The sequence below is a fragment of the Kitasatospora sp. NRRL B-11411 genome (genome assembly GCF_000721345.1).
GTDB lineage: Bacteria > Actinomycetota > Actinomycetes > Streptomycetales > Streptomycetaceae > Kitasatospora > Kitasatospora cineracea.
The window spans coordinates 19094-33557 of record NZ_JOGH01000047.1 but is presented as its reverse complement, the minus strand read 5'-3'; the positions used below and the strand labels follow the sequence as shown (position 1 = coordinate 33557).

General features: G+C 74.7%; 10 protein-coding genes and 1 riboswitch. Of the genes, 7 read left to right on the top strand and 3 right to left on the bottom strand.

Annotation, left to right across the window (positions count from 1 at the left end; genetic code table 11):
* Positions 1 to 423: 423 nt before the first annotated feature.
* Positions 424 to 596, bottom strand: a riboswitch (M-box (ykoK) riboswitch).
* A gap of 285 nt (positions 597 to 881) precedes the next feature.
* Entirely contained in the window at positions 882 to 2249 is a 1368-nt protein-coding gene (locus tag IH44_RS0121475; RefSeq protein ID WP_081967032.1) for an acyltransferase, read from the top strand.
* A 93-nt stretch (positions 2250 to 2342) separates the two neighbouring features.
* Here the strand turns inward: IH44_RS0121475 and IH44_RS0121470 are convergent, their stop codons facing one another.
* Entirely contained in the window at positions 2343 to 3221 is an 879-nt protein-coding gene (locus tag IH44_RS0121470; protein WP_030461287.1) for a GNAT family N-acetyltransferase, read from the bottom strand.
* 277 nt (positions 3222 to 3498) lie between these two features.
* Here IH44_RS0121470 and IH44_RS0121465 point away from each other — a divergent pair, with 277 nt between their 5' ends.
* Genes IH44_RS0121465 through IH44_RS0121455 form a run of 3 tightly spaced genes read left to right on the top strand, consistent with a single transcriptional unit; the run spans position 3499 to position 7048 of the window.
* Positions 3499 to 4857 carry a glutamine synthetase family protein gene (locus IH44_RS0121465; protein ID WP_030461286.1) on the top strand — a complete coding sequence of 453 codons (1359 nt, stop codon included), beginning with the start codon at positions 3499 to 3501 and terminating at the stop codon, positions 4855 to 4857.
* 38 nt (positions 4858 to 4895) lie between these two features.
* A complete protein-coding gene (locus IH44_RS0121460) occupies positions 4896 to 6272 on the top strand; it encodes an aldehyde dehydrogenase (protein WP_030461285.1) in 1377 nt (458 codons plus the stop codon).
* Positions 6269 to 7048, top strand: a complete 780-nt coding sequence (locus IH44_RS0121455; protein WP_030461284.1) for a 3-oxoacyl-ACP reductase — start codon at positions 6269 to 6271, stop codon at positions 7046 to 7048. Before IH44_RS0121460 ends, IH44_RS0121455 begins: the two co-directional genes overlap by 4 nt.
* Before the next feature lie 64 nt (positions 7049 to 7112).
* Here IH44_RS0121455 and IH44_RS0121450 read toward each other — a convergent pair whose 3' ends face one another.
* Together IH44_RS0121450 and IH44_RS0121445 are read right to left on the bottom strand one after the other, a co-directional pair.
* A complete protein-coding gene (locus tag IH44_RS0121450) occupies positions 7113 to 7520 on the bottom strand; it encodes a hypothetical protein (protein WP_030461283.1) in 408 nt (135 codons plus the stop codon).
* Between the two features lie 226 nt (positions 7521 to 7746).
* Complete coding sequence (locus IH44_RS0121445) at positions 7747 to 10863, bottom strand: SpoIIE family protein phosphatase (protein ID WP_232795036.1); 3117 nt, start codon at positions 10861 to 10863, stop codon at positions 7747 to 7749.
* A gap of 134 nt (positions 10864 to 10997) precedes the next feature.
* On the opposite strand from IH44_RS0121445, the gene IH44_RS0121440 reads away from it, so the two are divergent.
* The 3 genes from IH44_RS0121440 to IH44_RS0121430 all read left to right on the top strand — a co-directional run bounded on the left by IH44_RS0121440 (position 10998) and on the right by IH44_RS0121430 (position 14462).
* Positions 10998 to 11957, top strand: coding sequence for a pseudouridine synthase (locus tag IH44_RS0121440; protein ID WP_030461281.1), 960 nt, complete (start codon positions 10998 to 11000; stop codon positions 11955 to 11957).
* A gap of 208 nt (positions 11958 to 12165) precedes the next feature.
* Positions 12166 to 13080, top strand: a complete 915-nt coding sequence (locus tag IH44_RS0121435; RefSeq protein ID WP_030461280.1) for a diiron oxygenase — start codon at positions 12166 to 12168, stop codon at positions 13078 to 13080.
* A 167-nt stretch (positions 13081 to 13247) separates the two neighbouring features.
* Entirely contained in the window at positions 13248 to 14462 is a 1215-nt protein-coding gene (locus tag IH44_RS0121430; RefSeq protein ID WP_030461279.1) for a CapA family protein, read from the top strand.
* The last annotated feature ends 2 nt before the right edge of the window (positions 14463 to 14464 follow it).

Sequence of the window (14464 nt, the reverse complement as noted above, 5' to 3'; positions counted from 1 at the left end):
AAGGGCAGGCGGGCACGGGGGCGTGGCGCGGTGGCGTCGGGCGCGGACCCGGGCTCGGGGCCGGTCCGGCGAGGTCGTCCGGCGGGTGGTGGCGGCCGGCTCCGGGCAGCGGACAACGGTGGCTGCTGCCGGGAGGCGGCGCCGGTCCCACTCCGGTGCGGCGGGGCGTCGGCGGTCCGACGAACCGGCCGCAGGGAAGGCGGCCGACACGACGGACAACCGGGGTACCCGGCCGTTCGGAATCGGAGAGTCCGGCGGAATCAGTGGAGGAGGAACTGCCTCGAACCGCGGAACAGCGGCGAGGACGAAACGGGGAGGGGCCGACTGTGCCCCGGACTACTACTGTCCATCCCGCCTCCTCCCGGTCCTGGCCGACGAGTTCAGCTCGCGGCCGCACGGCAGGCGACCGGGCCGCGGCGGCCCGGCACACCCCAACTCGTCAGAGCTTTGGCACTCCACGGCGTGTCCCCGGCAGCGGGGAAGCCACTTGGGATCACCCCTTGGGCCGGGGAGACCTGTCCTGATCCGGAGCGTCTCTCGACGGGTGGGATCAGTGGCCTGTGTCCGTGAAGACGCCTCACCGAACGAGGTGTCTTGTCGTTGCGCGACCAGGATAGGCCCCCCGTCACCCCCATCACCTCATCCTTGACCAGGGTTTGACTTCTCGATCACCTTCCGTTCAGAGCGGCCCGGCCCCCGGCCGTACGGGACGGGTCCGGGCCGGTGCAGGGGAGTGGTGCGGGGCGGGGCGGTGGAGCAGCGGGGGCGCGGCGGGGCGTGCAGGGGAAGGGCGGGTTGTGGCCGAACCGCAACGCGCCGGGTGACGTGATCGTGAGAGGCGGGTGGCGATGATGACCGGCACGGGGAGACGGGGGAGGACCATGGACGGCGGAACGGGTCGCAGCAGGTACGTGGACCTGCTGCGCGCGGGGGCGATCGTGCTGGTGGTGCTCGGCCACTGGCTGATCACCGCACTGGTACGGGCACCTGACGGTGCGTTGGCGGCGCCCGAGCTGATGGTGGCCGTGCCGTGGACGCAGTGGCTGACCCTTGGTTTCCAGATCATGCCGGTGTTCTTCCTGGCCGGCGGCTACGCGGCGGCCGGTTCCTGGAACCGCTGCCGGGCCGAGGGCGGCACGGCAGCGGGCTGGATCCGCGGCCGCGCCCTGCGGCTGCTGCTACCCACCGCCGCCTACCTGGTGCCGACGCTGGGCGGTCTGGCGATCGCGGGGGCGTGCGGGGCCGATCCGGCACTGCTCGGCATGATCGGGTGGGCGCTGGCGATGCAGTTCTGGTTCCTGCCCGTGTACCTGGCGATCAGCGTGCTGACGCCGTGGCTGGCCGCGCTGCACCGGCGCTGGGGCCTGGGCTCGGTCGCGGCCCTCGCCGCGGCGGGGGCGGCGGTCGGTCTGCTGGTGATCGAGGTGGACGCCGACTGGGCGTACCGGGCCGGCCTGCTGAACTACCTGCTGGTCTGGGCCGTCGCCTACCAGCTCGGCTTCGCCTGGCGGGCGGGCGGCGCGGTGGCCCGCCCGGTGTTCGGCGCGGCCCTGGCGGTGGGCGGGGCGGCCGGGTACGCGGCGCTGGTCGGGTTCGGGCCGTTCCCGGTCAGCCTGGTCCTGGTCAGCGGCGAGGAGGTCTCGAACACCGACCCGCCGTCCTTGGCGATGCTGGCCTGGTTGCTCGCCCAGTGCGGCCTGTGCCTGCTGCTGGCTCCCTACGCCGAGCGCGCCCTGAACGCCCGGCGGGGTCCCGGCCGGCTGATCGCGCCGCTCGGCCGGGCCAGCATGTCGCTGTACCTCTGGCACATGGTGCCCGTGCTGGCCGCCGGGGCCGCGTTCTACCTCACCGACCTGGCCCCCGAACCGGAGGTCGGCTCGGCCGCCTGGTGGGCCTGGCGCCCGGCGTGGGTGCTGGTGCTGGCCGCGCTGCTCGTCGCGCTGCTGGCCGCCCTGCGCCCGGTCGACGGCCTGCTGCTGCGGCTGGCCGTCCGCCTCCGGGCACAGGCCCGGACGGCGGGCGCGGGGCGGGCCGCCGTGCTGCTCGCGGGGCTGGCAGCGGTGGGTTGGGCCCTGGCCCGCTGGGCGGTCCAGGGCCTGGCCCGGAGCGGATCGCCCGACTGGCGGGTCCTGCTCGCCTTCGCCGCCGGTGCGGTGCTGGTCGGCGGCGCGGCGGGCCCGCGGACGCGGAGCCCGGCAGCGGCCGCGGCGGAACGGACCGCGGGGCAGCCGGTGGAACAGGGCAGTTGAGGGCGCGCCGCCCCGGGCGGCGGGTGCGTGGCTGTCCGGGGCGGCGGGCGCCGGGTCGGAGCGGGAGGACAGGCGCGGGTCAGGGCGCGCGGATCAGAGCGGGAGGCGGAACTCGACGGAGCGGTGGGTGCTCCGGTAGCCCAGGGCGCGGTTGACCGCCAGCATGCCGGTGTTGTGGTCGGCGGTGTCGGTGAGCAGGCCGGTGATCGCGGGGTGCTCGGCCCGCGTCCAGCGGATCGCCTCGGCCTTCATCGCCCGGGCCAGGCCGCGCCTGCGGTGGGCGGGCTGGACGGCGGTGCCGTAGTGCTGGCCGTCGCCGGACCGGTCGGCGGGCAGCACCAGCTCGCTGAACCCGACCAGGTCGCCGGTGGCGCTCTCCAGCACGGCGACGGTGTGCAGCAGCTCGCCCCGGTCGGCGACGGCCTTCGCCGCAGCCAGCACCCGGGCCTCGTCCCACCGGAGCGGGCCGAACCCGGTGTCGCCCATCGGCATGTCGTCCATGGCGCTGCGCGAGCGGGTGAAGGCCGGCAGCCACTCCTCGGGGCAGCGGCCGAGCCAGGAGACCAGCCGGTAACCGGACGGGAGCCCGGCCGCCGCCGTTCCACCGGTGGAGGTTTCGGCGGTCAGGTCCAGCCGGGCGAAATCGAGGACGAGGGCCCGTTCGAAGCCCCGGGCGGAGAGGAAGGCGTCGCCCGGGGAGCCCTCGACGGCCTGGGCGAGCAGGGCGCCTCGCCCGTCCGCCCGGGCCGCGGCGACCGCGGCCGCGAGCAGCGCCGACCCGGCGCCGCGGCGTCGCTCGGCGGGGTGGACGTCCAGGGCGAGTTCGCAGAGATGGGCCTGCTCGGAGGAGTCGAACAGGCGGAGGAAGGCGCTGCCGAGCGGGCTGCCGTCCGGGGCGGAGGCCAGCCAGGCGAGGCGGTGGGAGAAGGGGCTGTCGGCGGGATCGGCGAGGGCGGTCAGGCGGAAGGTCACGGGCGGTGGACTCCAGGAGGGCGGGGCGGGCGGGCAGGCGCCACCGAAGCAGGTCCGGACGTCCGGGGCAATCGCATTTCGGATCGGACGGCGAATGGAACGAAGGTGGAAAAACTGATGATCAGTCAGTTCCTCGGGAGGAGTGATCTTCTGACGGTTGATCAGGTTCGACCGGCACCCGCGCGGCCACTGGTGCGCCCGGGCCCGGAGCGGGATCATCGTCGTCGTGGCGGACCGGTCCGCGTGCGGCGGGCCGGGTGGCGGAGGTGGTGGGCGGATGGCCGAGGCACGGCTCACGGTGGAGCGGCTGCGGGAACTGGTGGCCGAGGGCGCGGTGGAGACGGTCGTGCTGGCCGTCACCGACATGCAGGGCCGGTTGCAGGGCAAACGCCTGGACGCCGGGTACTTCCTGACCGAGGTGCTGGCCGCGGGCGCCGAGGGCTGCGGCTACCTGCTGGCGGTGGACGTGGAGATGAACACCGTCGACGGCTACACCGTCTCCTCCTGGGAGAACGGCTACGGAGACCTGGTCTTCGCCCCCGACCTGGCCACCCTGCGGATGGTGCCCTGGCACCCGGCCACCGCCATGGTCCAGTGCGACCTCGCCCACCACGACGGCACCCCGGTCGCGGTCTCGCCCCGCCAGGTGCTGCGCCGCCAGCTGGAGCGGCTGGCCGGCTACGGCTGGGGCGCGTACGTGGGCACCGAGCTGGAGTTCATGGTGTTCCGGGACAGCTACGAGCACGCCTGGGCGAAGCACTACCAGGACCTCACGCCCGTCAACCAGTACAACGTCGACTACTCGATCCTCGGCACCGCCCGGATCGAACCGCTGCTGCGCCGCCTGCGCACCGGCATGGCCGGGGCCGGGCTGACGGTGGAGTCCGCGAAGGGCGAGTGCAACCTCGGGCAGCACGAGATCGCGTTCCGCTACGCCGACGCGCTGACCACCTGCGACGACCACGCCGTCTACAAGACCGGCGCGAAGGAGATCGCCGCCCAGGAGGGCGTCAGCCTCACCTTCATGGCCAAGTACGACCAGCGCGAGGGCAACTCCTGCCACGTGCACCTGAGCCTGCGCGACGAGCGGGGCCGCCCGGTCTTCCCCGGTGAGGGCCCGCACGGCTTCTCCCGGACGATGGAGCACTTCCTGGCCGGGCAGCTCGCCTGCCTCGACCGGTTCGCGCTGCTGCTCGCCCCGACCGTCAACTCCTACAAGCGCTACGTGCCGGGCAGCTTCGCCCCCACCGCGATCGCCTGGGGCCGCGACAACCGGACGTGCGCGCTGCGGGTGGTCGGGCACGGCGCCTCGCTGCGGTTCGAGAACCGGGTGCCCGGCGGTGACGTCAACCCGTACCTGGCGGTGGCCGCGCTGATCGCCGCCGGGCTGCACGGAGTGGAGCACCAGCTGCCGCTGGAGCCCGAGTTCACCGGCAACGCGTACGCCTCCGACGCGCCCAGGGTGCCCGCGACGCTGCGCGAGGCCGTCGACCGGTTCGAGCGCAGCGAGGCCGCCACCGAGGCGTTCGGCAAGGACGTCGTGCGGCACTACGCCCACGCCGGGCGGGTCGAACTCGCCGCGTACGACGCCGCGGTGACCGACTGGGAGCGCCGCCGCGGCTTCGAGCGGCTGTGAGGCGGGCGCGGCAGGCGCACGAGAGCGAGGAGGAGCAGGTGTCCGAGGAGTCCGAGCCGTACCAGGTGGTCAACCCCGCCACCGAGGAGGTGATCGCCACCGTCGACCTGGCCGGTCCGGCCGCCGCCGACGCCGCGATCGCCCGCGCCAGGGCGGCGTTCGAGAGCTGGCGGAACGTGGCCCCCGGCGACCGGGCCCGGCTGCTGCGCCGCTTCGCCGCCGAAGTGGACGCCGAACGCGAGCAGCTGGCCCTCCTGGAGGTCGCCAACGCCGGGCACACCATCGGCAACGCCCGCTGGGAGGCCGGCAACGCCCGCGACGTCATCGAGTACTACGCGGGCGCCCCCGAGCGGCTGTTCGGCCGGCAGATCCCGGTGGCCGGCGGCCTCGACGTGACCTTCCACGAGCCGCTGGGCGTGGTCGGCGTGATCGTCCCGTGGAACTTCCCGCTGCCGATCGCCGCCTGGGCGCTGGCCCCCGCACTGGCCGCGGGCAACACCGTCATCGTCAAACCCGCCGAGCTCACCCCGCTCACCGCGCTGCGGCTGGCCGAACTCGCCCTGCGCGCGGGCCTGCCCGAGGGCGTGCTGCAGGTGCTGCCCGGCCGCGGCCCGGTGGTCGGGCAGCGCTTCGTCACCCACCCCGACGTCCGCAAGGTGGTGTTCACCGGCTCCACCGCCGTCGGCAAGTCGGTGATGGCGGGCTGCGCCGCCCAGGTCAAGCCGGTCACGCTCGAACTCGGCGGCAAGAGCGCCAACATCGTCTTCGCCGACGCCGACCTGGACAAGGCCGCCGCCACCGCCCCGTACGCGGTCTTCGACAACGCGGGGCAGGACTGCTGCGCGCGCTCCCGGATCCTGGTCGAGGCGGGCGTGTACGAGGAGTTCATGGAGCGGCTGGAGCGCGCCGTCCGGGGGGTGCGGGTCGGTGACCCGGCGGACGAGAAGACCGAGATGGGGCCGCTGATCTCGGCCGCGCACCGGGCCCGGGTGGCCTCCTACGTGGACGGCGACACCGAGGTGGCGTTCCGCGGCGGCGCGCCCGACGGGCCCGGCTTCTGGTACCCGCCGACGGTGCTGGCGCCGATCGCCCCCGACCACCGGGCGTTCACCGAGGAGGTGTTCGGCCCGGTCGTCACCGTGGTCCCGTTCCGCGGCGAGAGCGACGCGGTGCGGATCGCCAACGCCACCGAGTACGGCCTGTCCGGGTCGGTCTGGACGCGCGACGTGGGCCGGGCGCTGCGCGTCGCCAGGGCGCTGGAGGCGGGCAACCTGTCCGTCAACTCGCACTCCTCGGTGCGCTACTGGACGCCGTTCGGCGGCTTCAAACAGTCCGGCCTGGGCCGCGAGCTCGGACCGGACGCCCTGCACGCCTTCACCGAGACCAAGAACGTCTTCATCGCCACGGAGGAATGAGCCAGATGAGCAAGCGACTTGAGGGCCGGGTGGCGGTCGTCACCGGCGCGGGCAGCGGCATCGGCCTGGCCACGGTGCGCCGCTTCGCCGCCGAGGGCGCGAAGGTGGTGTGCGCCGACATCGACGAGGAGACCGGCACCAAGGCCGCCAACGAGGCCGGCGGCCTGTTCGTGCGCACCGACGTCACCGACGAGGAGCAGGTCCGGGCCCTGTTCGACACCGCCGTCGAGCACTACGGCAGCCTGGACGTGGCGTTCAACAACGCGGGCATCTCCCCGCCGGACGACGACTCCATCCTGGTCACCGGACTGGAGGCGTGGAAGCGCGTCCAGGACGTCAACCTGACCTCGGTGTACCTGTGCTGCAAGTACGCGATCGGCCACATGCGGCGGCAGGGCAGGGGCTCGATCATCAACACCGCGTCCTTCGTGGCGGTGATGGGCGCCGCGACCTCGCAGATCTCCTACAGCGCCTCCAAGGGCGGCGTGCTGGCGATGAGCCGCGAGCTGGGCGTGGAGTTCGCCCGCGAGGGCATCCGGGTCAACGCGCTGTGTCCCGGCCCGGTCAACACCCCGCTGCTGCAGGAGCTGTTCGCCAAGGACCCGGAGCGCGCCGCCCGCCGGCTGGTGCACATCCCGCTCGGCCGGTTCGCCGAACCCGAGGAGATCGCCGCCGCGGTGGCCTTCCTGGCCAGCGACGACTCCTCCTTCATGACCGCCAGCACCTTCCTGGTGGACGGCGGCATCTCCGGCGCGTACGTCACCCCGCTCCCGTAGCGGACGCGACGGCCGGGCGGGTCCGCGAGGACACCGCCCGGCCGCCGTGCGCACCCGGGGGAGGTCAGCGCGAGGAGGACGCGTCCCCGCCGACCGCGAGGGCGTCGCCCCCGTCGCTCAGCGCGTCGCCGCCGACGGCCAGCGCGGAGCCGCACAGCGCCTCGGCGTCGCCCCCGATCGCGCCCGCGTCGCCGCCCTCGGCCCAGGCGTCGCCGCCCGTCGCCAGGGCGCTGCCGCCCAGCGCGCCCGCGTCCCCGCCGACCGCGCCCGCGTTCCCGTCCTCGGCCCAGGCGTCGCCGCCGACCGCGCCCGCGTCGCCGCCCCGGGCCGCCGCGTCGCCGCCGACGGCCAGTGCCCCGTGCGGGTGCGTGTGGTGGTGGTGGGAGTGGGCGGAGGCGGTGCCCACCGTGCCGAGCAGGGCGAGCCCGGTGAGGAAGGCGGTGGTGGTGACCTTGGCAAGGCTGGAACGCATCGAGTTCTCCATGCTCGGCGCTGAACGCCGTGGCGTCGCGCGCGGTTTCGGGGGCCGGACGCGACGATCATCGGCACCCGGAGCCCCCGGCCGCACGCCGCGGGCCGGTCGGTCACCCGGCCGGGGCACATCCACCGCCGCGACGGGTGAGCGCCGTACCGCCGGATGCCGTACCGGGCGGCACGCCGGGTTGACGCCCCTGCGGGTCAAGGGAGTTGACGCCGTATCAGTGTGACGATCGGACCGGCAGCTCCATCTCGAACCAGACCACCTTGCCGTCCCGGGTCGCCCGGCTGCCCCAGCGGTGCGCCAACTCGTTGATCAGCAGCATGCCCCGCCCGCCCTCGTCGTGCTCGCCCACCGGCCGCAGCCGCGGCTCCCGGCTGTCCGCGTCCGACACCTCCACCGTCAGCAGCGAGCCCCGGAACAGCCGCAACTGCAGCGGCGAACCCGCGTGCAGCACCGCGTTCGCCAGCAACTCCCCGGCCAGCAGCACCACCGGCTCCACCAGCGAACCCAGCCCCCAGTCGGCCAGCGTCCGCCGGGTGAACTCCCGGGCGTGCCGCAGCAGCGCCGGATCCCCCGACAGCGCCAGGGTCGCCAGCCGGTCCGCGCCGACCGGCCCCGCGTGCGCCATGATCACCGCCACGTCGTCCTGCCCCATCGTCGCCCCGAGCGCCCCCAGCACCGCGTCGCAGCCGCGCTCCAGGGTCGACTGACGGTGCGTCACCGTCTCCCGCAGCAGCTCCAGGCCCTCGTCCAGGTCCTGCCCGCGCCGCTCCACCAGGCCGTCCGTGTACAGCACCAGCAGCCCGTCCGTGCGCAGCGGGAAGCGCACCGACTCGAACGGCACCCCGCCCACGCCCAGCGGCGCGCCCGGCGGCGGCGTCACCAGCCGGGCCTGGCCGTCCCGCTCCGAGACCACCGGCGGCAGGTGGCCCGCCGAGGCCAGGATGCACTCCTCGTCCACCGGGTCGAACACCGCGCACACGCAGGTGGCGAACTGGCCCTCGCCGAGCTGCGCGGTCGCCTCGTCCAGCCGCCGCAGCACCCGCGCCGGATCCAGGTCCAGCGTCACCAGCGTCCGCGCCACCGTCCGCAACTGGCCCATCGTGGCGGCGGCCCGGATGCCGTGCCCCATCACGTCGCCGACGATCAGCGCCACCCGCCCGCCGGTCAGCGGCACCACGTCGAACCAGTCGCCGCCGATCTCGTCGCCCACCGTCGAGGGCAGGTAGCGGTGCGCGATCTCCAGCCCGGGCGTGCGGTGCACGTCCTGCGGCAGCAGGCTGCGCTGCAGGGTCAGCGCGGTGTCCCGCTCCCGCCGGTACAACCGGGCGTTGTCGATGCACACCGCCGCCCGCGCCGCCAGCTCCTCGCCCAGCGCCCGGTCCGCCGGGGTGAACGGCTCCGGATTGGCCAGCCGGATGAACTCCACCCCGCCCAGCACCTGGCCGCGCGCCAGCAGCGGCACCATCAGGTACGAGTGGATCCCGGCGTCCAGCCCCGGCTGGACCCGGTCCGGGTGCGCCACGATCCGGCGCAGCTCGAACTCGTCCACGTGCGGCACCAGGATCGACCGGCCGGTGCGCAGCGCCTGCGCGTACAGCTTGGCCGAGTGCGTGGTCTCCCCGACCTCGTCCGCCGCCCCCGTCAGCAGCGTGCCGTCCTCCCGCTCGCCCACCGCGACCGCCCGCAGCGGCACCGAACCGGACTCCGGCACCGGCTCCGGGTCCTCGCCGGTCAGCACCGCCTCGCGGATGTCCACCGTCACGAAGTCCGCGAACCGCGGGATCACCACGTCCACCAGCTCCTGGGCGGTGATCGTCAGGTCCAGCGTGGTGCCGATCCGGGTGGACGCCTCGTTCAGCAGCGCCAGCCGCTGCTGGGCGGCCTCGGCGGCCTCCAGCGCCCGCTGCCGCTGCTCGGCCGCGTCCCGCTCCCGGGTGTACAACAGCGCGTTGTCGATCGACACCGCCGCCCGGGCCGCCAGCTCGCCGGCCAGCGCCAGGTCGGCCTGCCCGTACGGCGTCTCGGTCCGGGACCGGAAGAACGTCGCCGTGCCGATCGCCGCACCCCGCGCGATCAGCGGCACCACCATCAGCGAACGCACCCCCTGGGCCCGGATCGCCCCGCCCCGCACCGGGTCGTCCGTGAACCAACTCATCGCCGCCCCGTCCGTCCGCGGCACCAGCACCGGCCGGCCGTGCGACAGCGCCCAGGCGTACGGGGTGCTCGGGTGCAGCCGCTGCACGGTGCCGGTCGGGGCGATCGACGACATCCCGCTGCCCGGCACGGTGTGGAACGCCAGCCGCCGCAGCACCGCGGAGCGGTCCCCGTGGCCCGGCAGCGCGGCCGGCTCGCCCCGCACCAGGGCGTCCAGCACCTCCACCACCACGGTGTCCGCCAGGCTCGGCGCGGCCGTCTCGGCCAGCTCCCGGGCCGTGGTGGCCAGGTCCAGCGTGGTGCCGATCCGGGTGGACGCCTCGTTCAGCAGCGCCAGCCGCTGCTGGGCGGCCTCGGCGGCGCCCTCCGCCTCGAAGCGCTCGGTGATGTCCACGACCGTGGTGCTCACCCCCAGCACCGTGCCGTCCGGCTGCTCCAGCCGGAAGCTCGACACCGACCAGGCGTGCTCGTGATCCGGGTCGGCCGCCGTCCAGCCGTGCGTCCGGGCGTCCACCACCGGCTGCCCGTCGGCCAGCACCCGGCGCATCGTCTCCTCCGCCGCCCGGCCGTCGATCCCCGGCAGCACCTCGCTCAGCCGCCGCCCGAGGTGCTGCTCCACCGGCAGCCCGTTGATCCGGGCCAGCGCCTCGTTCAGCCGGACGAAGCGCAGATCGGTGTCGTACACCGCCATCCCGACCGGCGACTGCGTGAAGAACCCGTCCAGCACCGCCAGGTCCGCCGCCAGCCGGCGCACCTCGCTGACGTCCGAGGCCACCGCCAGCACCATCGGCGAGCCCTCCCGGTCCAGCACCGGGAAGGTCCGGAAGTCGAGCCGCACCAGGTGCCCGTCCCGGTGCCGCACCGGGAACACCCCCGACCAGGCGCGGCCGCTCAGGATCCGGGCGAACAGTTCCAGCGCCGCCGGGCGCCGCTCCGGGCCGACCAGGATGTCCGCCGCGCGGGTGCCCACCGCGAGGTCGGCCGGGAAGCCGAGCAGGGTCTCCGCGTCCGGGCTCCAGTGCAGGATCCGGCCGTCCGCGGCGATCAGGGCCGTGGCGACCGGGATCGCCAGCAGGCCGTCCGGCACCGGCGCACCGCCCGCCGCGAGCGGGGAGGTGGGACGGCTCCGGGGGATCGTGCGCTGCTGCCCGGCGTCCATCTGGTTCTCGGCGTCCATCCGGCCACCTACCGTTCGGGGGCGGGTACCGCCCTGCCATCGTCGCACGGCGGGCCGCCCGAGCCCAGACGGGTGACTTGCCGCTAGGGTGACCCGGATGGACACCCGCCGGAGGCACCCCGGGGCGGCACACGGTGGTGCGTAGGAAACCCGCCCCCGTCAGCCCGCTGCCGCAGCGCGACGGCATCGACCCCGTCCACGTCAGGCTGCCGCTCGAGGGCGGCTGGCCCACCGTGCGCGCCTACCTCGAGGAGCGCTACGGCGCCGCCGCCGGGGACGGACGGATCGCCGCCATGCTCGCGGCCGGCGAGTTCGTCGCCCCGGACGGACCGGTCACCGACGGCACGCCCTACCGGCCCGGCGGCCACGTCTGGTTCCACCGCGAACCCGGACCGCCCGAACCCGTGGTGCCCTTCCCGGTCGAGGTCCTGTACCGCGACGAGCGGATCGTGGTCGCCGACAAGCCGCACTTCCTCGCCACCACCCCGCGCGGCAGCCACGCCACCGAGACCGCCCTCGCCCGGCTGCGCCGCGACCTCGACCTGCCCCGGCTCAGCCCCGCCCACCGCCTGGACCGGCTCACCGCCGGCGTGGTGCTCTTCGTCGCCGACCCCGCGCTGCGCGGCGCCTACCAGGGCCTGTTCGAACGCCGCGAGGCGGTCAAGGAGTACGAGGCCGTCGCCCGCCACGAGGAGGCCGCGGCGGCGCTGCTGCCGACCGTGGTGCGCAGCCGGATCCGCAAGGACCGCGGCCGGCTCGACGCGTACGAGGAGCCCGGCGAGCCCAACGCGGAGAGCCGGATCGAACTGGTCGGGGCCCGCGGCGGCCTGGGCCGCTACCGGCTCGCCCCGCGCACCGGGCGCACCCACCAGCTGCGGGTGCACATGAACCGGCTGGGGCTGCCGATCCTGGGCGACCCGCTCTACCCCGAGGTGCTGGCCGGGGACGTTCCCGAGGACTACCGGCGCCCGCTCCAGCTGCTGGCCCGCTCGCTGGAGTTCACCGACCCGGTGGGCGGGGAGCGGCGGCGCTTCGTCAGCGGACGGGCGCTGGCGGCCTGGCAGGACCCCGAGGGCTGGGCGGCGGCGGGGTAGGGCAGCTGGGCGGCGGGGCGGCGGGGCGGTTGACCGTCCGGCATGGGCTCGCGCGTGGTCGGACGGGCTCCCGCGCGGTAGGACGGAATGCCGCGGGGTCGGCGACGGCCGCTTTGCGCGCGGTGTATTGACGGGAAGTCTAATAACTTCTACCTTCACGGCAGTGCCACCACTCCACCCTCCACGCCCCCACCGCGAAGGAGCCGGCATGCCGCCCCAGCCCGCCTCCACCCAGTCCGCCCGCACCGCCCCCGACCGGGAGCGCACCGCCGAACGCCTGCTCGCCTCCTCCGCGAAGCTCTCGTTCAACCCCCTCAAGGACGTCGACTGGGACGCCGATCCCGTCCCCGGGGCCTACTACTGCCCGCCCCGCCACCTCTCCCTCTACGGCACCGACCTCTGGGAGCGGATGACCGACGAGGAGCGGATCGAGCTCTCCAAGCACGAGGTCGCCTCCATCGCCAGCGTCGGCATCTGGTTCGAGGAGATCCTCATGCAGATGCTGCTGCGCCACGCCTTCGACCGGGACCCGACCAGCAACCACGTCCAGTACGCGCTCACCGAGATCGCCGACGAGTGCCGGCACTCGATCATGTTCGCCCGGATGATCGCCAAGATGGGCGTCCCCGCGTACGGCGCCGGATTCGTCGCGCACAACCTCGGCCGGCTGTTCAAGGCGATCTCCACCCACAGCCAGACCTTCGGCGGCACCATGTACGTCGAGGAGATCCTGGACGCCTTCCAGCGCGAGGTGATGAACGACGACACCCTCCAGCCGCTCACCCGCCAGGTCTCCCGGATCCACGTCATCGAAGAGGCCCGGCACATCAGCTACGCCCGCGAGGAACTGGTCCGCAAGCGCCTCGGCCCGGTCCGCCGCCGGTACGAGCAGCTGTTCATCGGACTGATCGTCTACTACGCCACCACCGCGCTGATCCACCCCCGGCTGTACGCCGCCGTCGGCATCGAGCCGAAGACCGGCCGGGCCGTCGCCCGGGCCAACCCCCACTGGCGGGCCACCAAGGTCGAGATGGCGCAGAAGGTGGTCTCCGTCCTGGACCGGGCCGGACTGGTCGGCCGGACCAACCGCTGGCTGCTGCGCGCCGCCGGAGTGGTGGCCTGAGCCGACGGCCGCAGGGCGCCGGTCGACGGTCGCTGGTCGACGGTCTGCGGGCCGGACGGCGGCTCGAGGCGGACGGGAATTGTGACCGTCCGGTGGTGATGTGGCCTTCCGGTGTTCGAGTGGCGCGGATACAGTGCGTCATCACCGAACCGCCGGGGGGTCCGTTCATGCGCCGCACCACGGCCGGCTCAACCGCCGCCACCGTCACCGCCACCGCCGTCCTGCTGCTCGGCACCGTCGCCGGATGCGGCGGCCCGGAGCCGTCCGCGGACCGCGCCGCCCCCACCGCCGGGGGCACGCCGGTCTCCACCCCGCCCGGTTCGCCCACCTCGGCTGCCCCGTCCGAGCTGCCGACGGCAGGGCAGCCGACGGAGGGACAGCCGACGCCGGGGCCGTCCGCCGGAACGGGGAGCGGGGCGCCGGAGAGCGCCGGCGCGGGCGGCAGCATCACGGTGGCGTTCGCCGGGGACGTCCACTTCGAGGGCCGGACCGCCGCCCGGCTCGGTGCGACCAAGGCCGACACCGCGCTCGGCCCGATCTCCGCGACGCTCTCCGCCGCCGACCTGGCGGTGCTCAACCTGGAGACCGCGATCACCTCCCGCGGCAGGGCCGAGCCCAAGACCTACACCTTCCGCACCACGCCCAAGGCGCTCGGCGCGCTCAAGGACGCCGGCGTCGACGTGGTCTCCCAGGCCAACAACCACGCCGTCGACTTCGGCCCCGACGGGCTCGCCGACACCCTCGCCGCCAAGGCCGCCTCCCCGATACCCGTGATCGGCATCGGCAAGGACGCCGAGGAGGCGTACGCCCCCCACGTCACCACGGTGCGCGGCGTGAAGGTCGCCGTGCTGGCGGCCAGCCAGGTCAACGAGATCACCAACCAGAAGTGGCGGGCCGGCGCGCACAAACCGGGCATCGCGTCCGCCCTCGACGAGGCCGCGCTGCTGCGCGCCGTCGCCGGGGCGAAGGCACAGGCGCCGGTGGTCCTGGTCTACCTGCACTGGGGCGACGAGGGCGTGGCCTGCCCGACCCGCGCGCAGACCTCGCTCGCCAAGAAGCTCGCCGACGCCGGGGCGACCGCCGTGGTCGGCACCCACGCCCACACCATGCTCGGCGCGGGCATGCTCGGGAAGACCTACGTGTCGTACGGCTTCGGCAACTTCCTCTGGTACGGCACCTCGAACTACACCGCCTCCGACGAGACCGGCGTCACCACGATCACCGTCACCGCCGACGGCCGCGTCACCGGCGAGACCTTCACCCCCGCGCACATCGACGGCCGCGGCGTGCCCGTCCCGCAGGGCGGCAGCGCGGCTAAGGCCGCCCAGCAGCGCCGCGACGGCCTGCGCGGCTGCACCGGCCTGGCCGCCGTCCCGAAGTGACG

Bases quoted from the DNA above. Each gene is read 5' to 3' on its own strand.
- IH44_RS0121475 (WP_081967032.1), top strand. From the start codon at position 882: ATGGACGGCGGAACGGGTCGCAGCAGGTACGTGGACCTGCTGCGCGCG.
- IH44_RS0121465 (WP_030461286.1), top strand. From the start codon at position 3,499: ATGGCCGAGGCACGGCTCACGGTGGAGCGGCTGCGGGAACTGGTGGCC.
- IH44_RS0121455 (WP_030461284.1), top strand. From the start codon at position 6,269: ATGAGCCAGATGAGCAAGCGACTTGAGGGCCGGGTGGCGGTCGTCACC.
- IH44_RS0121450 (WP_030461283.1), bottom strand. From the start codon at position 7,520: ATGCGTTCCAGCCTTGCCAAGGTCACCACCACCGCCTTCCTCACCGGG.
- IH44_RS0121445 (WP_232795036.1), bottom strand. From the start codon at position 10,863: ATGGACGCCGAGAACCAGATGGACGCCGGGCAGCAGCGCACGATCCCC.
- IH44_RS0121435 (WP_030461280.1), top strand. From the start codon at position 12,166: ATGCCGCCCCAGCCCGCCTCCACCCAGTCCGCCCGCACCGCCCCCGAC.
- IH44_RS0121430 (WP_030461279.1), top strand. From the start codon at position 13,248: ATGCGCCGCACCACGGCCGGCTCAACCGCCGCCACCGTCACCGCCACC.